General features: G+C 50.2%; 19 protein-coding genes. 11 read left to right on the top strand and 8 right to left on the bottom strand.

What is annotated here, in order from left to right:
• The first annotated feature begins 105 nt into the window (after positions 1–105).
• Both AACS05_RS23720 and mdtD read left to right on the top strand, forming a co-directional pair.
• The gene (locus AACS05_RS23720) at positions 106–810 is read left to right on the top strand and encodes a FadR/GntR family transcriptional regulator (protein WP_045449039.1); all 705 of its coding nucleotides are present in this window, start codon (positions 106–108) and stop codon (positions 808–810) included.
• A gap of 3 nt (positions 811–813) precedes the next feature.
• Entirely contained in the window at positions 814–2241 is a 1428-nt protein-coding gene (gene mdtD, locus AACS05_RS23715; RefSeq protein WP_045449036.1) for a multidrug transporter subunit MdtD, read from the top strand.
• On the opposite strand, the gene rbsR is transcribed toward mdtD, so the two are convergent.
• The 7 genes from rbsR to kup all read right to left on the bottom strand — a co-directional run bounded on the left by rbsR (position 2207) and on the right by kup (position 10146).
• A complete protein-coding gene (rbsR, locus tag AACS05_RS23710) occupies positions 2207–3199 on the bottom strand; it encodes a ribose operon transcriptional repressor RbsR (RefSeq protein ID WP_136345351.1) in 993 nt (330 codons plus the stop codon). The two genes, mdtD and rbsR, sit on opposite strands and share 35 nt — an antisense overlap.
• A 3-nt stretch (positions 3200–3202) precedes the next feature.
• Positions 3203–4129: a ribokinase gene (gene rbsK, locus AACS05_RS23705; protein WP_045449031.1), complete on the bottom strand. Its 927-nt coding sequence runs from the start codon at positions 4127–4129 to the stop codon at positions 3203–3205.
• Between the two features lie 137 nt (positions 4130–4266).
• Positions 4267–5157, bottom strand: coding sequence for a ribose ABC transporter substrate-binding protein RbsB (gene rbsB, locus AACS05_RS23700; RefSeq protein ID WP_045449029.1), 891 nt, complete (start codon positions 5155–5157; stop codon positions 4267–4269).
• A gap of 24 nt (positions 5158–5181) precedes the next feature.
• Positions 5182–6147 (bottom strand): ribose ABC transporter permease, encoded by a 966-nt coding sequence (gene rbsC / locus AACS05_RS23695; RefSeq protein ID WP_045449027.1) that lies wholly within the window; start codon positions 6145–6147, stop codon positions 5182–5184.
• A 5-nt stretch (positions 6148–6152) separates the two neighbouring features.
• On the bottom strand, positions 6153–7658 hold the full coding sequence (gene rbsA, locus AACS05_RS23690) for a ribose ABC transporter ATP-binding protein RbsA (RefSeq protein ID WP_045449026.1): 1506 nt from the start codon (positions 7656–7658) through the stop codon (positions 6153–6155).
• A gap of 7 nt (positions 7659–7665) precedes the next feature.
• A complete protein-coding gene (gene rbsD / locus AACS05_RS23685; RefSeq protein WP_045449025.1) occupies positions 7666–8085 on the bottom strand; it encodes a D-ribose pyranase in 420 nt (139 codons plus the stop codon).
• Between the two features lie 192 nt (positions 8086–8277).
• Complete coding sequence (gene kup / locus AACS05_RS23680; protein ID WP_045449021.1) at positions 8278–10146, bottom strand: low affinity potassium transporter Kup; 1869 nt, start codon at positions 10144–10146, stop codon at positions 8278–8280.
• A 341-nt stretch (positions 10147–10487) separates the two neighbouring features.
• Here kup and ravA point away from each other — a divergent pair, with 341 nt between their 5' ends.
• Positions 10488–11984 (top strand): ATPase RavA, encoded by a 1497-nt coding sequence (ravA, locus tag AACS05_RS23675; protein ID WP_045449019.1) that lies wholly within the window; start codon positions 10488–10490, stop codon positions 11982–11984.
• Positions 11978–13429 carry an ATPase RavA stimulator ViaA gene (viaA, locus tag AACS05_RS23670; protein ID WP_045449017.1) on the top strand — a complete coding sequence of 484 codons (1452 nt, stop codon included), beginning with the start codon at positions 11978–11980 and terminating at the stop codon, positions 13427–13429. The genes ravA and viaA overlap by 7 nt, the downstream gene beginning before the upstream one ends.
• Positions 13430–13432: 3 nt before the next feature.
• On the opposite strand, the gene asnA is transcribed toward viaA, so the two are convergent.
• On the bottom strand, positions 13433–14425 hold the full coding sequence (gene asnA / locus AACS05_RS23665) for an aspartate--ammonia ligase (RefSeq protein WP_045449015.1): 993 nt from the start codon (positions 14423–14425) through the stop codon (positions 13433–13435).
• 151 nt (positions 14426–14576) lie between these two features.
• Here asnA and asnC point away from each other — a divergent pair, with 151 nt between their 5' ends.
• From asnC to atpE, 7 genes are all read left to right on the top strand, one after another.
• Complete coding sequence (gene asnC / locus AACS05_RS23660; RefSeq protein WP_045449013.1) at positions 14577–15035, top strand: transcriptional regulator AsnC; 459 nt, start codon at positions 14577–14579, stop codon at positions 15033–15035.
• Positions 15036–15123: 88 nt separating this feature from the next.
• Positions 15124–15573 (top strand): FMN-binding protein MioC, encoded by a 450-nt coding sequence (mioC, locus tag AACS05_RS23655; protein ID WP_045449011.1) that lies wholly within the window; start codon positions 15124–15126, stop codon positions 15571–15573.
• A 372-nt stretch (positions 15574–15945) separates the two neighbouring features.
• Entirely contained in the window at positions 15946–17835 is a 1890-nt protein-coding gene (mnmG, locus tag AACS05_RS23650; RefSeq protein WP_045449009.1) for a tRNA uridine-5-carboxymethylaminomethyl(34) synthesis enzyme MnmG, read from the top strand.
• Positions 17836–17934: 99 nt separating this feature from the next.
• Positions 17935–18558 (top strand): 16S rRNA (guanine(527)-N(7))-methyltransferase RsmG, encoded by a 624-nt coding sequence (gene rsmG / locus AACS05_RS23645; protein WP_045449007.1) that lies wholly within the window; start codon positions 17935–17937, stop codon positions 18556–18558.
• A 615-nt stretch (positions 18559–19173) separates the two neighbouring features.
• Positions 19174–19554, top strand: coding sequence for a F0F1 ATP synthase subunit I (atpI, locus tag AACS05_RS23640; protein ID WP_045449005.1), 381 nt, complete (start codon positions 19174–19176; stop codon positions 19552–19554).
• A 7-nt stretch (positions 19555–19561) separates the two neighbouring features.
• Positions 19562–20377 (top strand): F0F1 ATP synthase subunit A, encoded by an 816-nt coding sequence (gene atpB, locus AACS05_RS23635; protein ID WP_045449004.1) that lies wholly within the window; start codon positions 19562–19564, stop codon positions 20375–20377.
• A gap of 46 nt (positions 20378–20423) precedes the next feature.
• Positions 20424–20663 (top strand): F0F1 ATP synthase subunit C, encoded by a 240-nt coding sequence (gene atpE, locus AACS05_RS23630; protein ID WP_000429386.1) that lies wholly within the window; start codon positions 20424–20426, stop codon positions 20661–20663.
• Positions 20664–20677: the final 14 nt, after the last annotated feature.

Below are 20677 nucleotides of genomic sequence, written 5' to 3'. Positions count from 1 at the left end.
GTCATTAACATGCCATAAAATAAGCAATTTGCCGTTTTTGCAACCGCAATCACACTTCCTGATGGCATACTAATGAATAAGAGAAAGACTTAAGGAAGAACATTCATGCCTTTAAATGCCCAACAGTTAGCTGCACAGAAGAACCTTTCCTATGTTCTGGCTGAAAAGCTGGCTCAACGAATATTAAAAGGTCAGTACGCACCTGGTGCAATCCTACCAGGCGAAATTGAGCTGGGTGACCAGTTTGGCGTGAGTCGCACGGCGGTAAGAGAAGCGGTAAAAACATTAACGGCAAAAGGTATGGTATTACCACGCCCCCGGATTGGCACACGAGTGATGCCGCAGGCAAACTGGAATTTCCTCGACCAGGAGCTGCTTACCTGGTGGATGACGGAAGATAATTTCCCTCAGGTCATCAAACATTTTCTGGTGATGCGCATTAGCCTGGAGCCCCAGGCCTGTTTACTAGCTGCAACCATAGGTACGGCAGAACAGAAGGCACATCTGAATACATTAATGGAAGAGATGGTCGAGCTGAAAAGAAACTTTAAGCGTGAACGCTGGATTGAAGTTGATATCGCCTGGCATGAGCACATCTATGAGATGAGTGCGAATCCATTCCTGATATCCTTTGCATCGTTGTTCCATTCTGTCTACCAGACCTATTTTACCTCTATTACCTATAACGATGTGGTAAAGCTGGATTTGCATCAGGCCATTGTCGATGCAATAGAGGATAGTGATGGCGATCGCGCCTTCACTGCCTGTCAGGCATTACTGATAGCGCCGAACGAACTCCCGGATAAATAATCTATGGCAGAAAAGAAATCGCGCAGTATGGCCGGGTTGCCATGGATAGCAGCCATGGCCTTTTTTATGCAGGCATTAGACGCCACCATCCTCAATACCGCCTTACCCGCAATAGCACAAAGCCTGAACCGCTCCCCACTTGCCATGCAGTCTGCCATTATCAGTTATACCCTGACTGTTGCGATGTTGATCCCAGTGAGTGGATGGCTGGCAGACCGCTTCGGCACCCGGCGCGTATTTATGATCGCCGTTAGTCTCTTTACCCTGGGTTCACTTGCCTGTGCGCTATCTGGTTCATTAACCGAACTGGTGATATTTCGTGTTATACAAGGCATTGGTGGCGCAATGATGATGCCTGTTGCCCGCCTGGCACTGCTTCGTGCCTATCCACGTAGTGAACTTCTTCCCGTCCTTAACTTCGTGACCATGCCTGGACTTGTGGGGCCGATTTTAGGTCCAGTACTGGGTGGCGTGCTGGTCACGTGGGCCAGCTGGCACTGGATCTTCCTGATTAATATTCCCATTGGCATAGCAGGTATCTTTTATGCCCGCAAATATATGCCTAACTTCACCACGCCGCGCCGCGGTTTTGATATGACCGGTTTCCTTCTCTTTGGCCTGAGTCTGGTGCTGTTTTCCAGCGGCGTTGAGCTGTTCGGTGAGAAGCTGGTCGCCAGCTGGATTGCCCTAAGTATTATTCTCGGCAGCATTTTGTTACTGCTCGCCTACATTCGCCACGCGCGCCGTCATCCGACACCTCTAATATCGCTGCCAATCTTTAAGACGCGAACCTTTTCCGTCGGTATCGCGGGAAACCTGGCGACTCGTCTGGGTACAGGATGCGTTCCCTTCTTAATGCCGCTGATGTTGCAGGTAGGATTTGGTTATCCGGCGCTGATTGCCGGTTGCATGATGGCGCCGACGGCGCTGGGATCAATTCTGGCTAAATCGATGGTGACGCAGGTACTGCGTCGCCTTGGCTACAGAACTACACTGGTCGGCATTACGGTGTTTATCGGCCTGATGATTGCACAGTTCTCATTGCAATCCCCAGCAATGCCAGTATGGATGCTGATCCTGCCATTGTTCATTTTAGGCATGGCGATGTCCACCCAGTTTACCTCGATGAATACGATTACCCTCGCGGACCTGACCGATGATAATGCCAGTAGCGGAAACAGCGTGTTAGCCGTCACTCAGCAGTTGTCGATCAGTTTAGGAGTGGCAATCAGCGCCGCCGTGCTGCGTATATATGAAGGCATTGAAGGAACCAATACGGTCGAACAGTTCCACTATACCTTTATTACCATGGGCGCTATCACTGTGGTTTCGGCGCTGATGTTTATGCTGCTAAAAGCCAAAGATGGTCGCAATTTAATCAAAGACCGGCATAAGCCTAAGCCGAGCCCCGCGCCATCAGAACAGGAGTAAGCTGCAATCGCTGTTGCTGCAATGCGGGCTGTGCCATACGGTGGATCAACACATCTATGGCTAGTTCGCCCAATTCATCTTTAGGTTGATGAATCGTCGTAAGCGGCGGCGTCATATAGCGAGCCAGCTCAATATCATCATAACCCACCACCGCCATATCCTGCGGGATACGCAATCCTGATTGATACAGAGCCTGATACGCACCGACTGCCATCGCATCATTTCCCGTGAAAACGGCCTGCGGTCGTTGTTTATGCGACAGCAGCGTTTGCATGGCTGAAAATCCACCGCCAAACTCGAAATCGCCGGTAATCTCATAACCTTCCGGGATAGCTAATCCTGCCCGCTGCATTGCTGCCCGATACCCTTCCAGGCGCAAACGCGCCGGTGTTTTATCCAGAGGTCCGGTAATACAGGCAATGCGTGTAAACCCTTTTTCGATAAGATGCTGCGTGGCTAAATCCCCGCCCAACAAGGAATTATCCTGAATCAGGTCACTTTCACCATCAAAGGGGGACCAGTCCATCATCACAGTAGGAATAGAAGGATAACGCTGCATGATCTCTCTGGATGGCTGATGTGTTTCCGTGCAGAGCAGCAGTAAACCGTCCACCCGCTTTTGCATCAACGTTTCCAGATTACGATTCATACGCTGTTCATCACCTTCGGTATTGCACAACACCAGACTGTAGCCCCGCTCAAAACAGCTGCGTTCAACACCGCGAACCAGTTCAGAATAAAAGGGATTGGTACTGGCAGTGATTAACATGCCTATGGTGTGGGTCTGATTTAACTTGAGGCTACGCGCCAGCGCGGAAGGCGCGTAGTTAAGCTCTTTAATCGCAGCGTCAACTTTATCGGTGATAGCCTCACTGACAAAGCGATCTTTATTGATGACGTGAGAAACCGTCGACGTGGAAACGCCCGCAAGGCGGGCAACGTCCTTCATTGTAGCCAAGCGTTACCTCTGCTGTAAAAACGCCTCTATTTCTTCGCGCCACGGAACGGAAGGCTGTGCGCCTTTACGCGTTACCGCAATCGCCGCAGCCGCATGCGCAAAGCGAATCGCTTCTGGCAACGGAGTCTCTTCCAGTAAGGCTGTGATTAACGCGCCGTTAAAAGTGTCTCCGGCCGCGATGGTATCTACGGCATCCACTTTGAAACCGGGAACTCGACAACCTTTACCGTTCACGCTGGCCCATACACCACGACTACCTAAGGTAATCAGTACGGTGTGAATACCCTTTGCATGCAACGCCTGCGCTGCTTTAGCCGCATCATCATCATTTTCTACACGGATCCCTGTCAGCTTTTCAGCCTCGGTTTCATTTGGGGTAATGATGTCCACCAGCGCCAGCAGCTCGTCAGAAAGTTCACGCGCCGGAGCCGGGTTAAGCGCTACCGTCGTATTGTTTTGATGCGCAATCTTTGCTGCGGTCAGCACGCTTTCGATCGGCGACTCTAATTGCATCAGTAGTGCTGATGCCTGGGCAATGCGATCACGCTGAGCTTCCACCAGCGCAGGCGAAAGCGCAGCATTCGCTCCGGCATGAATACCGATGACGTTCTCACCTTCACCATTAACAAAAATCAGCGCCACGCCGGTCGATTCACCCTGAATCACGCTAATGGGAGCAATATCGATGTTATCACTGGCTAATTGCTTGCGAACACTTTCACCAATATCGTCGTCACCTGTACAGGCAATAAACGCGATATTCGCGCCACTACGACCCGCAGCAACTGCCTGATTCGCGCCTTTTCCACCAAATGCCACCTGATAATGGCTACCGGTTACGGTTTCACCAGGAGTGGGGAAGGATTTAAGGTTAAGGATGTGATCGGCATTAATACTGCCAAGAACAACGAGGTTGCCTGCGGTTTTCATGTTCGGAATTCCAAGTCAAAGTGCGCCACCGGGTTAGGGTGGCGCGTGCCCTGCTTTTCTTTTTACGCTTTCATCTTCAAATTGATGAGGATGGCGTATTTATGTCGCCATCAGGCCGCGAGCGACCTGAATCGCTATTACTGCTTGATGACCAGCTTCAGGTCAACCGGATATTTAGCCTGAACTTTCTCGCCTTTCAGTACTTTATCCGCAGTTTCAACGCCTTTCGCGCCAATCTGATCCGGTAACTGAGCGATAGTCGCAGCCAGTTTGCCATCATTTACCGCTTTTTCGCCATCTGGCGTGCCGTCAAATCCAACCACCATCACATCAGATTTACCGGCAGTTTGCAGTGCACGCAGCGCGCCAAGTGCCATTTCATCGTTCTGGGCAAATACAGCCTGCACATCAGGGTGAGCAGTCAGCAGGTTCTGCATAACGTTCAGACCTTTGGTACGGTCGAAGTCTGCCGGCTGGCTGGCCAGTACATTAAATTTGTGTGCCGCAACGGCCTGCTGGAAACCTTCGCCACGCTCACGGGCCGCAGAAGTTCCGGCAATACCCTGCAGTTCAATAACTTTCGCGCCTTCACCCGCTTTTTTCGCGATGTAATCGCCAGCAATTTTACCGCCCAGCACGTTGTCTGACGCAATGTGGCTCACAACCTCACCTTTAGACGCTACGCGATCCAGGGTAATTACCGGGATTTTCGCCTGGTTAGCCATCTTCACGGCGTTACCGACGGCATCGGAGTCAGTCGGGTTAATAAGCAGAATTTTAGTACCGCGAACTGTTAAATCCTGAACGTTCGCCAGCTCTTTCGCCGGGTTATTCTGCGAATCCAGAATCACCAGGTTGTAGCCCAGTTTATCCGCTTCTTTTTGCGCCCCATCCTTCAGAGAGACAAAGAACGGGTTGTTGAGCGTGGAGACCACCAGCGCAATGGTATCTTTTGCCATCGCATTCGTACTCACAGTGGCGCTCAGCGCGACAGCAGAAACCAGGGTAGCCAGTTTTTTCATGTTCATATTTAAGATGTCCTGTAGTCGTTATTACTGCTTTTTGTTGTCTACCAGTACCGCCAGCAAAATCACCACAGCTTTGACGATCATCTGGTAATAGGAGGAAACACCTAACAAATTCAAACCATTATTGAGGAAGCCAAGAATTAATGCGCCGATCAGCGTCCCAACAATGCGTCCTTTACCGCCAGCCAGGCTGGTACCGCCTAATACGACCGCGGCGATAGCATCCAGCTCATAACCAGTTCCTGCCGTTGGTTGAGCAGATGAAAGACGCGCAACTTCGATGATGCCCGCCAGCGATGCCAGCAGCCCACAAAGTGAATAAACAATAATTTTGATTTTACTGACGCTGATGCCTGACAGGCGCGTCGCCGCTTCGTTACCGCCCAGCGCATAGATATAGCGACCAAGGCGAGTATGATGAAGCATGTACCACGCAGCGAGGAAGACAATCCCCATAATCCACACTGGCGTTGGGATCCCCAGAGGACGGCCAATACCAAACCAACCGAAGACATCGGCATTATCGGTAAATCCGGTATTAACGGGGCTACCGTTGGTATACACCATGGTCACACCGCGCAGCAGCAACATCATCACCAACGTAGCGATGAACGCCTGTACGCGGCCTTTCGCGACAATCACTCCGGTCACCGCACCAATAGCAGCACCTAACGCCAGAGCAGCCGCAACAGCCACCAGCGCGTTAACCTCAATCCCGACAATGGAAGCAGCAACCGCACCGGTAAGCGCCAGCAGGGAACCGACTGACAGATCGATACCCGACGTCAAGATCACCAACGTCATGCCAACAGCCATAATGGCGTTAACTGACGTTTGCTGGAGAATGTTAAACAGGTTATTTACGGTAAAAAAGTTGGGACTCATAGTGGAAACAATCGCGATCAGCACCAACAGAGCGATGAGCGACTTTTGCTCCAGAAGCCATGCTTTGGTGAAATAACGGCGACCAGAAACAGCCTGGGTAGTCATCTTTTTTACTCCTGATTCACGCGATTAAGCTTGCCTACAGCGGCAGCCATTAATACTTCCTGAGTGGCCTGCTCGCGAGTGAACTCACCGCCAAGATGCCCTTCATGCATGACGATAATTCGATCGCTCATGCCCAATACTTCTGGCATCTCCGAGGAGACCAGAATGATACTTAGCCCATCAGCCTTAAACTGATTGATAAGCTGATAAATCTCTTTCTTAGCCCCGACATCCACGCCACGCGTTGGTTCATCGAGGATCAGCACTTTTGGCCGGGTCATCAACCCGCGCGCAATCGCTACTTTCTGCTGATTGCCGCCGGAGAGCAGACCAATGGCCTGTTCCATTGATGGCGTTTTCACATTGAACAGACGGATAAAATCATCCACCGCCTGCTGCTCATCTTTATGTTTCAGGCTTCCGCCCGCGCGACTGAAATAACGCAGCGCCGTCAGCGACATGTTCTCTTTAACCGACATACCCAGCACTAAGCCATCGCGCTTACGGTCTTCAGAAATATAGACGATACCGTTAGCCAGCCCATCCTGCGGAGAACGGGTGACAACCTCATGTCCGTCAAGCGTGACATAACCGCTGGAGCGAGGTAACGCGCCGTACAGCACTTTCATCAGTTCGGTACGCCCAGCGCCCATCAGTCCTGATACGCCAAGGATCTCTCCTTTACGCAGAGTGAATGAAACGTCATTAACCCCAGGACCGCACAGATTATCGACCTTCAGACGCACATCGCCTGGTGCTTTATCCAGACGTGGATACTGATCTTCCAGCTTACGCCCCACCATCATTTCAATCAGCGAGTCTTCAGTAAGCGTTGCAACTTCACGTTCAGCAATAAACTGTCCATCGCGAAAAACGGTCACGTCATCGCAGATCTCGAAGATCTCTTTCATGCGGTGGGAGATATAGACAATGCCGCGCCCCTGCGACTTAAGCTCGCGGATCACGCGGAACAAAGACTCAGTTTCGGTATCGGTCAGCGCATCCGTCGGTTCATCCATAATGATGACTCTGGATTCAAAGCTCAGCACTTTGGCAATTTCTACCATCTGCTGATCGCCAATTGACAACTCCCCCACCAGCCTGTCGCTTTTAAAACGCAGATTGAGTTTGGCTAGCAGCAGGTCGGCTTCGGCGTACATCTTCTTCCAGTCAATTTTGCCAAAGCGATTTACAAACTCACGGCCAAGAAAAATGTTCTCAGCAATAGTGAGTTGTGGGATCAGGTTTAGCTCCTGGTGAATGATGCCAATCCCGGCCTCCTGAGAGGATTTAGGACCGTTAAAGGTGGTTTCTTTACCCAACCATAATAAAGAACCGGCATCACGGGTATAGATACCGGTCAGGACTTTCATCATGGTGGATTTACCCGCGCCGTTTTCTCCCACCAGCGCCATGACGCGGCCTGGGTAGACATTTAACGCGGCGCCGGATAGCGCTTTGACGCCCGGGAACGCTTTATCGATCCCTTTGAGTTGCAGTAATGCGTTCATGATGGCCTCAGAACGTGACGCCAGCACAAAGAATGATATTCGCATACGGAGAACATTCTCCGCTGCGAATTACCGCCTGACTGTCTGCGGTCTGTTTTTTGAATTGTTCATGCGTGGTGTAACGAATTTCAATGGTATTTCCCTGGTGTTGTTGCAGTTGCTCAATGTGGTTGAGCAACGTTTCGTGGAGTTGCGGATTATGTTGTTTAATTTCCGTCGCGAGAATGGCCGCCTCGACCTGCATTTCACGAGTAACCACATCCAGTACCTGCATAAAAGAAGGTACGCCCTGGGTTAATGCCATATCAATACGCGTTGTGCTGTTCGGAATGGGTAAACCTGCATCACATACTACCAGCGTATCGGTATGCCCCAGACGGGAGATCACCGATGAAATTTCAGAGTTGAGTACTGCGCCTTTCTTCATTTTCTTTCCCCACTAGCGAAACGTTTCGCTGAGAATAATTTTAGTCTGAAGGATGCACAGAAAACCACCACGACGTTACGAAAATGTGATCGCCATCGAAACGTTTCGCAAGCCGTATCATTTGACGAAAAGAAAATTGCGATGATGAAAACAAAACCCCCTCTTTCATAATGAAAGAGGGGGTCAGTTGCATTAAATCTCGACCTGAGTACCGAGTTCAATAACCCGGTTCGGCGGGATTTCAAACTGGTCTGGTGCGCGTAGCGCATTGCGTTGCAGCAGAAGATACAACTTACCGCGCAGGCGTAAATACCAAGGCCGTTTACCCACGATTAGCGACTCGTGCGACATGAAGAAAGATGTTTCCATCATCCGACAGCTAAGTCCTTCCAGACCACAGCGATGGAATACTTCTTCTACATTAGGCGTTTCACGCCAGCCATAACTGGCAACCACGCGCCAGAAGGTGGGCGACAGCTGCTCAATTTGCACCCTACGCACATTATGAACATACGGCGCATCTTCCGTTCGTAGCGTCAGCAGGATCACACGCTCATGCAGCACTTTGTTATGTTTTAAGTTATGTAGAAGCGCAAACGGGATAACATTTAGCGCTCGCGACATATACACGGCCGTTCCCGGCACACGTACCGGTGGTGATTTCTCCAGGGAAGCAATCATCGCTTCCAGAGAGTTACCATGTTCATGCATGCGACGTAACAGACGGAAGCGTTCACTCTTCCAGGTCGTCATAATGGTGAACATCACCAGACCGAGCGAAAGTGGCAGCCAGCCGCCAGAAATCAGTTTATCGAGGTTCGCAGAGAACAGCGGAATATCGATGCACAGGAACGCCACCAGAATCAGGAAAACGAAGTATTTATTCCAGTGCCAGTTTTTACGCGCCACAGTGGTCGACAGAATAGAAGTCAGTACCATCGTTCCCGTTACCGCAATACCGTACGCGGCAGCCAAATTGCTGGAATGCTCAAAGCTCACAATGACAATCACCACCGCAAAGTAGAGCATCCAGTTTACAAAAGGAATATAGATCTGACCCGATTCCATTTCGGAGGTATGGATAATGCGCATAGGTGATAAATATCCCAAACGTACGGCCTGACGTGTCAGAGAGAATACGCCGGAAATGACCGCCTGTGAGGCGATAACCGTTGCCAATGCAGCAAGGATCAACAGTGGAATTAACGCCCAGTCAGGCGCCAACAGGAAGAACGGGTTTTTGATCGCTTCAGGATGTTTTAACAGCAACGCTCCCTGACCAAAATAGTTTAGCACCAGCGAAGGCAAAACGACCGAGAACCAGGCCAGACGAATAGGCAACTTACCAAAGTGGCCCATATCGGCATACAGCGCTTCAACACCGGTGATTGACAGAACCACAGCGCCCAATGCGATGAATGACAACGTTTTGAATTCCATGAAGAAATGCACTGCCCAGTAAGGATTCAGCGCTTGCAGTACTTCCGGGTTCGCAATAATACTGCGCACGCCTAATACGGCCAGAACCAGGAACCAAAGCAGCATAATGGGAGCAAACAGCTTACCCACCATCCCGGTACCGTGTTTTTGAATTAAAAACAGCAGGGTAAGTACGATAATGGATAGCGGGACTATCCAGGTATCAAGCTGTGGGGCTATGATTTCCAGGCCTTCAATCGCCGACATCACCGAAATGGCCGGGGTAATCACCACCTCACCATAGAAGAAGCTGCCACCAATCAACCCCATAATGACCAGCATTGACGTTGTTCGCGCCGACGTATTGCGCCCGGCCAACGACATCAACGTCAGGATCCCACCTTCACCGGCATTATCCGCACGCATGACAAACGTCAGATACTTAATAGAGACAACAAAGATCAGTAGCCAGAAAATCAGCGAGAGAAAACCAAACACGGCATCACGTTCAACACCAAAGCCGAACTGGCCGGACAAACATTCACGAAGTGTATAAAGCGGGCTGGTACCGATATCACCGTAGACAACCCCAATGGCTGCGAGAGTAATCGCAGACAATGATTGCTTATTATCAGTGCTCATAGACTAGTCTTTCGTTTATACACGTCATCCTTCAAACTACTCCGCGTTGGCAGCACTCCCCCGGTAACTTACAAATGTAAGCTCAGAAGGTTCACTCCTTTGCCGCCTTGATGCAGCCTGAATGATTTAGTGTATATATATATGAAATGTGTGCGTAGTCCCTTGGCCCACAAAAAGGCGCACAGTATGCACGATTAATCGCAAAATCGTACCCCTAAATGAGACCAGATTAATCTGGCTCAAAGAAAATTAAACGCACCTTAAGTCTATTATTGCCCTGGTGTGAAACAGCTATACTCGCTGTTCACGCAGTACATTTGGCGAAAGGACGCCACTTCATTATGGCTCACCCACATTTATTAGCGGAAAGAATTTCCCGTCTGAGCAATGCGCTGGAAAAGGGACTTTATGAACGTAGCCACGCCATCCGTCTTTGTCTGCTGGCTGCACTGAGCGGCGAGAGCGTTTTCTTATTAGGCCCTCCAGGGATCGCTAAAAGCTTAATAGCTCGCCGATTGAAGTTTGCTTTTAAAAACGCACGCGCTTTCGAATACCTGATGACGCGCTTCTCTACACCAGAAGAAGTTTTTGGTCCTCTGTCCATTCAGGCCCTGAAGGATGAAGGACGCTATGAGCGCTTAACGGCAGGCTATCTTCCTGAAGCTGAAATCGTCTTTCTGGATGAAATCTGGAAAGCAGGCCCGGCCATTCTTAATACCCTGCTTACCGCCATTAACGAACGCCATTTCCGTAACGGTGCGCACGAAGAAAAAATCCCGATGCGTCTGCTGGTGGCGGCTTCCAACGAACTGCCTGAAGCAGACAGTAGTCTGGAAGCCTTGTACGACCGTATGCTGATTCGCTTGTGGCTGGATAAGGTGCAGGACAAGGCCAACTTCCGCTCAATGCTGTTAAGCCAACAAGATGAAAGCGACAATCCGGTCCCAGCGACGTTACAGGTGACGGATGAAGAGTATTACCAGTGGCAAAAAGACATTGGTGCGATCCAGCTTCCTGATCGTGTATTCGAACTTATTTTTACGCTGCGCCAACAACTGGACGCGATACCAAACGCCCCTTACGTGTCTGACCGTCGCTGGAAGAAAGCGATCCGCTTACTCCAGGCAAGCGCCTTCTTTAGCGGACGCGATGCAGTCGCTCCTATCGATCTCATTCTGTTGAAAGATTGTCTGTGGTACGACGCACAAAGCTTGAATCTGATGCAGCAACAGCTAGAAGTTTTGATGACCGGACACGCCTGGCAACAACAGGCGATGCTGACGCGCCTTGGGGCAATTATGCAGCGTCGAATCCAGCTTCAGCAGCAGCAAAGCGATAAAACTGCCTTCACCGTCATTCGTCAGGGTGGAATGTTCAGCCGTCGTCCTCACTATGATCTTCCCCCAGAAGTCACTGCATCCGTATTGACGTTACTGCTACAAAAACCCTTAAAACTGCACGATATGGAGGTGATCCATATTGCGTTTGAACGTAGCGCCCTGGAACAGTGGCTTACGAAAGGCGGTGAGATCCGTGGAAAACTAAACGGGATCGGGTTTGCACAGACGCTAAATATGGAGGTCGACAGCGCCCAACACCTGGTGGTTCGCGACGTCAGTTTACAAGGCTCCCGTCTGGCGCTGCCTGGGTCATCTGAAGAGAGTATGCCCAGCGAGATAAAACAGCAGCTTGAAGCGCTCGACAACGAGTGGCACCAACAGCATAGCGGGTTTAGCGAACAGCAAAAATGTCTGTTTATCCATAGTGACTGGTTAGGTCGTATTGAGGCCAGCCTGCAGGAAGTTGGAGAGCAGATCCGACAGGCGCAACAATGCTAACCCTTGATACGCTAAATATCATGCTGGCAGTAAGCGAAGAAGGGATGATCGAAGAGATGATCCTCGCTCTGCTGGCCTCTCCACAACTGGCGGTATTTTTTGAAAAATTCCCCCGGTTAAAGAAAGCCATTGCTAACGATCTTCCCCGCTGGCGAGAGGCATTACGCAACCGTCTTAAAGATACTCGCGTACCGCCGGAACTGACAGAAGAGGTGATGTGTTACCAGCAAAGTCAACTTCTATCCACCCCGCAGTTTATCGTCCAGTTACCGCAAATATTAACGCTGTTACACCGGCTACATTCCCCCTACGCTGGACAAGCCCAGCAACTGGTCGATAGCAATAGTACATTTACGCCCGCACTGCACACGCTTTTTCTACAGCGCTGGCGCTTAAGCCTGGTGATTCAAACCACAACGCTGAATCAGCAACTACTGGAAGAAGAGCGCGAACAACTGCTCAGTGAAGTACAGGAGAGGATGACTCTCAGTGGACAACTGGATCCAGTGCTGGCGGAAAATGACAATGCCGCAGGCCGTTTGTGGGATATGAGCGCAGGTCAAATCAAACGTGGCGATTATCAGTTGATTGTGAAATACGGCGATTTCCTGACACAACAACCCGAACTCCAGCGTCTGGCCGAGCAACTGGGGCGCTCCAGGGAAGCGAAATCTGTACCGCGAAAAGATGCGCCGATGGAAACATTCCGTACCCTGGTGCGGGAACCTGCAACCGTCCCCGAACAGGTTGATGGCATTCAGCAAAGTGACGATATTCTGCGCCTGTTGCCGCCAGAATTAGCCACACTCGGCATCACTGAACTGGAATATGAATTCTACCGTCGGCTGGTGGAAAAACAGCTACTGACCTACCGCCTTCATGGTGAAGCATGGCGCGAGAAAGTGACAGAGCGTCCGGTTGTACATCAGGACTTTGATGAACAGCCACGCGGGCCTTTTATTGTCTGCGTGGATACCTCAGGGTCAATGGGGGGATTTAACGAACAGTGCGCAAAAGCCTTTTGCCTGGCGCTGATGCGCGTTGCCCTCGCCGATAACCGCCGCTGCTTCATTATGCTATTTTCAACTGAAGTCGTGCGCTATGAGCTGTCCGGAGCGCAAGGCATTGAGCAAGCGATCCGTTTTCTAAGCCAGCGTTTTCGCGGCGGTACAGATATTGCCAGCTGTTTTCGCGCCATTATAGAAAGGATGCAGGGGCGAGAATGGTTTGATGCCGATGCGGTAGTTATTTCGGATTTTATCGCTCAGCGCTTGCCTGATGAGGTCGTCAATAAAGTGGGAGAGCTACAGCGGGTACACCAGCACCGTTTTCATGCGGTCGCAATGTCTGCCCATGGCAAACCCGGTATCATGCGCATTTTCGATCATATCTGGCGCTTTGATACCGGGATGCGAAGCCGCCTGCTCAGACGCTGGCAGCGTTAGTACTTACAGCAGAGAGGCAACGCTTTCACGTACCTGTGTCGGCCATACGCCGCACTGTACCTGACCAATGTGCGGCAACTGCAGCAACAGCATAGTCAGGCGTGACTGACCAATACCCCCGCCAATGGTCTGCGGCATTTCGCCACGCAACAGCGCCTGGTGCCACTCCAGACTCAGGCGATCTTCATCACCAGTCAGAGCAAGCTGGTGCTTAAGCGCATCAGCATCCACGCGGATCCCCATCGAAGAAAGTTCAAACGCATCTTCCAGCACCGGGTTCCACACCAGGATATCACCGTTCAGACCAGCGTAGCCCAGTTCGGAAGCTGAGCTCCAGTCATCATAGTCCGGCGCACGAACGTCATGGCGATGACCGTCGCTGAGCTTGCCGCCGATCCCCACCAGGAATACAGCGCCCAGCTCTTTAGCAATCGCACGCTCACGACCTTTTGCATCAAGCCCCGGATAACGGGATAACAGCTCCTGGCTGTGAACAAAGTGGATCTGCTCTGGCAGGAACGGTGCCAGACCAAATTCTTTGCTCACCGCAGCTTCAGTTGCCTTAATTCCCGCCCAAATAGCCTCTACCGTGCTTTTCAGGGTGGAGAATTGACGCTCACCGTCGCCCATTACGCGCTCCCAGTCCCACTGATCGACGTAAACAGAGTGGAGCGGAGAGAGGCGATCTTCATCGGGGCGCAGGGCTTTCATGTGCGTGTACAGCCCTTCGCCCGCGCTGAAGTCGTGTTGTCCCAGTGTTTGACGTTTCCACTTCGCCAGTGAATGAACCACTTCGAACTGGGCGTCAGGCAATGCTTTTACTTTTACCTGCACCGCTTTTTCACAGCCCGACAAGTTATCCTGCGTGCCATCTCCTACACGACTGAGGATCGGGGCCTGTACTTCGATCAGACCTAAACGCTCCTCCAGCTGACGAGAAAAATGAGATTTCACGAAGCTAATTTGACGTTGTTTGGCAATGTAAGCGGTTTTCATTATTTTTACTCCTGTGTCCTGTTGCCTATGATTAAGCAACAGAATGAGGGCAATATTCAATAATCAACAAACAAAAAGCCATGTTCGATTTTGATTCGTTAAAAATAAACGCTAAAATAGATGGAATCATTAATCTACATAAGAAAAACCTATGGAAAATTATCAGATCGACAATCTGGACCGCGGCATTCTTGACGCCCTGATGGAAAACGCCCGCACCGCATACGCAGAACTGGCCAAACAATTTGGCGTCAGCCCCGGTACGATCCATGTGCGCGTAGAGAAGATGAAGCAAGCCGGGATAATTACCGGCGCGCGTATTGATGTCAGTCCTAAGCAGTTGGGTTATGACGTCGGCTGCTTTATCGGCATCATCCTGAAAAGTGCGAAAGACTACCCGTCTGCGCTGGCCAGACTGGAAAGTCTCGATGAAGTGACGGAGGCGTATTACACCACCGGCCACTACAGTATCTTTATTAAGGTAATGTGCCGCTCCATTGACGCCTTACAGCAGGTACTTATCAACAAGATCCAAACAATTGACGAAATTCAGTCCACTGAAACCTTGATCGTCCTGCAGAACCCGATTATGCGTACAATCCGCCCATGATCGTTTTTTTTAATTCCCTGCTTTTCCACAGGTAGATCCCAGCTCACTCACAGCGTACAATAGCCCCTCTTTATCAGGATGGGCTCATATGGCGGACATTACTCTTATCAGCGGTAGTACCCTTGGTGGTGCCGAATACGTTGCGGAACATCTGGCTGAAAAGCTGGAAGATGCAGGTTTTTCAACCGAAACACTGCACGGACCGCAAGTAGAGGAGCTCCCTACCTCTGGTATTTGGTTGGTGATCAGCTCAACACACGGAGCTGGAGACATCCCGGATAACCTGCTTCCTTTCTATAAAGATCTTCAGTCTCAGAAAACAGACCTTTCTCAGGTTCGTTTCGGTGCAATTGGTATTGGCAGCCGCGAATATGACACCTTCTGTGGCGCGATCGACAAATTACAGGCTGAACTGACATCGTCTGGTGCAAAACAGATCGGCGAAACACTCAGGATCAATGTCCTTGAACACGATATTCCGGAGGATCCAGCGGAAGTTTGGCTGGGATCCTGGATTAATTTACTCAAAAATGTGTAAAGATCGTGCGATCGAGTGTGGATAACTCTGGTAGTAAGCTTGGATTAACCAGTAGTTATCCAAAGAACAACCGTTGTTCAGTTTTTGAGTTGTGTATAACCCTTCATTCTGATCCCAGCTTATACGGACCAGGATCACCGATCATTCACAGCTAATGATCCTCAACAACCTGTTGATCTTATTCAAAGGATCGCCCTTATCCACAGAAAGTCGCGATCCTAATAAGAGATCACAATAAAACAGATCTCTAAATAAAAAGATCTTCTTTTTAATACCCAGGATCCCAGGTCTTTCTCCATCGACTAAAGTTGAGTAGAATCCACGGCCCGGGCTTCAATCCATTTTCACACCGCGTTATGCGAGGCAATTACCATGTTTTATCAGGATCCTTTTGACGTCATCATCATTGGCGGGGGTCATGCAGGCACCGAGGCCGCAATGGCAGCGGCGCGGATGGGTCAGCAGACTCTGCTTTTGACACACAATATCGACACGCTGGGGCAGATGAGCTGCAACCCGGCCATTGGCGGCATTGGGAAGGGACACCTGGTAAAAGAAGTGGATGCGCTTGGTGGGCTGATGGCCAAAGCGATCGACCATGCCGGCATTCAGTTTAGGATACTAAACGCGAGCAAAGGACCGGCCGTCCGAGCTACCCGTGCTCAGGCGGATCGTGTGCTCTATCGGCAGGCTGTACGCACTGCGCTGGAGAATCAGCCAAACCTGATGATCTTCCAGCAGGCGGTTGAAGATCTGATTGTTGAAAACGATCGTGTTGTTGGTGCCGTTACTCAAATGGGTTTGAAGTTCCGCGCCAAAGCAGTGGTTCTGACCGTGGGTACCTTCCTCGATGGTAAAATACATATCGGTCTGGACAACTACAGCGGTGGCCGTGCTGGCGATCCGCCGTCTATTCCATTGTCACGTCGCTTGCGTGAACTCCCGCTGCGTGTGAGCCGCCTCAAAACCGGAACACCACCGCGCATTGATGCCCGTACTATCGATTTCAGCGTACTGGCGCAGCAGCACGGCGATAACCCAATGCCGGTTTTCTCGTTTATGGGTAGCGCCTCGCAGCATCCCAATCAGGTACCTTGCTACATCACGCATACCAACGAGAAAACCCATGACGTGATCCGAAATAACCTCGATCGTAGTCCAATGTATGCTGGCGTGATCGAAGGCATTGGTCCACGTTACTGCCCATCGATCGAAGACAAAGTAATGCGTTTTGCCGATCGTAACCAACATCAGATCTTCCTCGAACCAGAAGGACTGACTTCCAACGAAATTTACCCGAACGGCATCTCCACCAGCCTGCCATTCGATGTACAGATGCAGATTGTTCGCTCTATGCAGGGGATGGAAAACGCGAGAATCGTTCGCCCCGGCTATGCTATTGAGTATGACTTCTTCGACCCACGCGATCTGAAACCCACTCTGGAAAGCAAATTTATCCAGGGATTGTTCTTTGCCGGACAAATCAACGGCACGACAGGTTATGAAGAAGCCGCGGCACAGGGTCTGCTTGCTGGCCTGAACGCTGCCCGTCTGTCAGCTAACAAAGAAGGCTGGGCTCCTGCACGTTCTCAGGCATACCTTGGCGTATTAGTCGATGATCTTTGTACACTGGGTACCAAAGAACCGTACCGTATGTTTACCTCACGTGCGGAATATCGTTTGATGTTGCGTGAAGATAACGCCGATCTCCGTCTGACAGAAATGGGCCGCGAGCTGGGTCTGGTGGATGACGAACGCTGGGCGCGTTTCAATGAAAAACTGGAGCGCATCGAACAAGAACGTCAACGTCTTAAATCGACCTGGGTGAACCCGTTAGCTGAGTCTGCCGCTGAAGTGAACGCTCACCTTGCGACTCCTCTGTCACGTGAAGCCAGTGGTGAAGATCTTCTGCGTCGCCCGGATATGACCTACGCACAGCTGACATCTTTGTCTGCGTTCGCCCCGGGTCTTGACGATGCACAGGCCGCAGAACAGGTTGAGATTCAGGTTAAATACGAAGGGTATATTGCCCGTCAGCAGGATGAAATAGACCGGCAGCAACGTAATGAAAACACTTTGTTGCCTGCGACTCTGGACTATCGCCAGGTTTCCGGTTTATCGAATGAAGTTATTGCCAAGCTTAATGATCACAAACCTGTGTCGATTGGTCAGGCATCACGTATTTCTGGTGTGACACCTGCGGCCATCTCCATTCTGCTGGTATGGCTGAAAAAACAAGGTATGCTGCGCCGCAGCGCGTAAAGCCAATTTTGGCGGGTGCGTTTTGTTTACCCGCCCTACCGATTCGTTAGCCTGGTAAGCAAAACACCACCGGGCAAATTTTATAGACAGGTAACTGCCGTGCTCAACAAACTCTCTCGTCTGCTGGCTGATGCTGGTATTTCGCTTACCGATCACCAGAAAAATCAGTTGATTGCGTATGTCGATATGCTGCACAAATGGAACAAAGCGTACAATCTGACATCGGTGCGGGATCCCAATGAAATGCTGGTGCGCCATATTCTGGACAGCATCGTAGTCGCACCTCATTTGCAGGGGGAGCGCTTTATTGACGTTGGTACTGGCCCTGGTCTGCCGGGCATTCCGCTCTCCATAGTTCGTCCTGACGCCCATTTTACGCTGCTGGATAGCCTGGGGAAACGTGTTCGCTTCCTGCGCCAGGTGCAACATGAGCTTGCGCTTACTAACATCACCCCTGTACAGAGCCGGGTTGAAGAGTTTCCTTCTGAACCTCCATTTGATGGGGTGATAAGCCGTGCTTTTGCGTCGCTTAACGACATGGTGAGTTGGTGTCATCATTTACCCGGTCAAAACGGGCGTTTTTACGCGTTAAAGGGACAGTTGCCTGAAGATGAGATAGCCTCTCTACCTGCTGAATTTAGCGTCGAGTCTGTTGAAAAATTACGGGTTCCACAGCTGGACGGTGAACGCCATCTGGTGGTTATTAAGCCAAACAAAATTTAATATTTGTCAAAAAAAATAGAAAAAAAGCGGTGCTTCAGGTGTTAAAAATTGGAGGGTGTAGTGGGGTTAAATGTTGTTACATTTCACCTGTGCCTTACTGTTTTGCATCATAACTATAACGTACCGTTTTTTGTTAAATGCGAAACAAGTCAACTGTGAAAATATCAGTCTGCTAAAAATAGAACGTAAGAATTACCGTTTTGTGTTAATTTTTTATTATAAATGTCAATGAGTGGTTTTTTTGTTGTTAGGCGCTATTTCTAAAACAGTGACGATTTTTACGCTTAAATATCAAAAAGATGAAAAGGCATCATTTGCCACGTAAATAAATTATGCGAAGGTGAATATGTTCGATATGTGATCTGGTGCACGCTTTATCGCCAGTGTTTACGCGGTATTTGCAGTTTTGCATGATCGTTCACAGTTTGCCGAAAAGTAATAAATGAGGCCCAGAGAAAAATATTTAAACATTTATTCACTTTTTAGCTACTTATTGTTTGAAATCACGAAGGCGCACCGTATAATTTGACCGCTTTTTGATGCTTGACTCTAAGCCATAAAGAACGTTTTATACGACACGCGGCATACCTCGAAGGGAGCAGGAGTAAAAACGTGATGTCTATGTCGCTCTTGAGTCGAAACGTTGCTCGTAAGCTTTTGCTCACACAGCTTCTGGCGGTAATAGCAAGTGGATTGCTGTTTAGCCTCAAAGACCCTTTCTGGGGCATCTCCGCATTATGCGGGGGTTTGGCAGTGTTACTGCCGAATATGTTGTTTATGATATTTGCCTGGCGTCACCAGGCGCATACACCAGCAAAGGGCCGAGTTGCCTGGTCGTTCGCCTTCGGCGAAGCCTTCAAGGTGTTAGCGATGCTGGTTTTGCTGGTGGTGGCGTTGGCGGTTTTGAAGGCGGTATTCTTACCGCTGATCGTTACGTGGGTTTTGGTGCTGGTGGTTCAGATACTGGCGCCGGCTGTAATTAACAACAAAGGGTAAAGGCATCATGGCTTCAGAAAATATGACGCCGCAGGATTACATAGGACACCATCTGAACAACCTTCAGTTGGACCTGCGTACATTCTCGCTGGTGGATCCGCACAACCCCCCAGCCACCTTCTGGACGCTCAATATTGACTCCATGTTTTTCTCGGTGGTTCTGGGTCTGTTGTTCCTGCTTATGTTCCGTAGCGTTGCCAAAAAGGCGACCAGCGGCGTACCAGGTAAATTTCAGACCGCGATTGAGCTGGTAATCGGCTTTGTAAATGGTAGCGTGAAAGACATGTACCATGGCAAAAGCAAGCTGATTGCTCCGCTGGCCCTGACGATTTTCGTCTGGGTATTCCTGATGAACATGATGGACTTACTGCCTATCGACCTGCTGCCGTACATCGGTGAGCATATCTTTGGTCTGCCAGCTCTGCGTGTGGTTCCGTCTGCTGACGTGAACATCACCCTGTCTATGGCGCTGGGCGTATTTATCCTCATTCTGTTCTACAGCATCAAAATGAAAGGCATCGGTGGCTTCACGAAAGAGTTGACGCTGCAGCCGTTCAATCACTGGGCGTTCATTCCTGTCAACTTAATCCTTGAAGGGGTAAGCCTGCTGTCCAAACCAGTTTCTCTTGGTCTGCGACTGTTCGGCAACATGTACGCTGGTGAGCTGATTTTCATTCTGATTGCTGGTCTGTTGCCGTGGTGGTCACAGTGGATCCTGAATGTGCCATGGGCCATTTTCCACATACTGATTATCACGCTGCAAGCCTTCATCTTCATGGTTCTGACGATTGTCTATCTGTCGATGGCGTCTGAAGAGCATTAATTTACCAACACTACTACGTTTTAACTGAAACAAACTGGAGACTGTCATGGAAAACCTGAATATGGATCTGCTGTACATGGCTGCCGCTGTGATGATGGGTCTGGCGGCAATCGGTGCTGCGATCGGTATCGGCATCCTCGGGGGTAAATTCCTGGAAGGCGCAGCGCGTCAACCTGATCTGATTCCTCTGCTGCGTACTCAGTTCTTTATCGTTATGGGTCTGGTGGATGCTATCCCGATGATCGCTGTAGGTCTGGGTCTGTACGTGATGTTCGCTGTCGCGTAGTAAGCGTTGCTTGA

The organism is Citrobacter sp. S-77 (assembly GCF_963864895.1).
Lineage (GTDB): Bacteria > Pseudomonadota > Gammaproteobacteria > Enterobacterales > Enterobacteriaceae > Citrobacter > Citrobacter murliniae.
The sequence above is the reverse complement of the archived record's forward strand: the minus strand, read 5'-3'. Positions and strand labels throughout refer to the sequence as shown.

Coding starts and splice junctions, on each gene's coding strand:
- ravA (WP_045449019.1), top strand. CDS start 10,488: ATGGCTCACCCACATTTATTAGCGGAAAGAATTTCCCGTCTGAGCAAT.
- AACS05_RS23720 (WP_045449039.1), top strand. CDS start 106: ATGCCTTTAAATGCCCAACAGTTAGCTGCACAGAAGAACCTTTCCTAT.
- kup (WP_045449021.1), bottom strand. CDS start 10,146: ATGAGCACTGATAATAAGCAATCATTGTCTGCGATTACTCTCGCAGCC.
- mnmG (WP_045449009.1), top strand. CDS start 15,946: ATGTTTTATCAGGATCCTTTTGACGTCATCATCATTGGCGGGGGTCAT.
- atpE (WP_000429386.1), top strand. CDS start 20,424: ATGGAAAACCTGAATATGGATCTGCTGTACATGGCTGCCGCTGTGATG.
- viaA (WP_045449017.1), top strand. CDS start 11,978: ATGCTAACCCTTGATACGCTAAATATCATGCTGGCAGTAAGCGAAGAA.
- rbsK (WP_045449031.1), bottom strand. CDS start 4,129: ATGAAAACCGCAGGCAACCTCGTTGTTCTTGGCAGTATTAATGCCGAT.
- mdtD (WP_045449036.1), top strand. CDS start 814: ATGGCAGAAAAGAAATCGCGCAGTATGGCCGGGTTGCCATGGATAGCA.
- rbsD (WP_045449025.1), bottom strand. CDS start 8,085: ATGAAGAAAGGCGCAGTACTCAACTCTGAAATTTCATCGGTGATCTCC.
- mioC (WP_045449011.1), top strand. CDS start 15,124: ATGGCGGACATTACTCTTATCAGCGGTAGTACCCTTGGTGGTGCCGAA.
- rbsA (WP_045449026.1), bottom strand. CDS start 7,658: ATGAACGCATTACTGCAACTCAAAGGGATCGATAAAGCGTTCCCGGGC.
- atpB (WP_045449004.1), top strand. CDS start 19,562: ATGGCTTCAGAAAATATGACGCCGCAGGATTACATAGGACACCATCTG.
- asnA (WP_045449015.1), bottom strand. CDS start 14,425: ATGAAAACCGCTTACATTGCCAAACAACGTCAAATTAGCTTCGTGAAA.
- rbsB (WP_045449029.1), bottom strand. CDS start 5,157: ATGAACATGAAAAAACTGGCTACCCTGGTTTCTGCTGTCGCGCTGAGC.
- rbsC (WP_045449027.1), bottom strand. CDS start 6,147: ATGACTACCCAGGCTGTTTCTGGTCGCCGTTATTTCACCAAAGCATGG.
- asnC (WP_045449013.1), top strand. CDS start 14,577: ATGGAAAATTATCAGATCGACAATCTGGACCGCGGCATTCTTGACGCC.
- atpI (WP_045449005.1), top strand. CDS start 19,174: ATGTCTATGTCGCTCTTGAGTCGAAACGTTGCTCGTAAGCTTTTGCTC.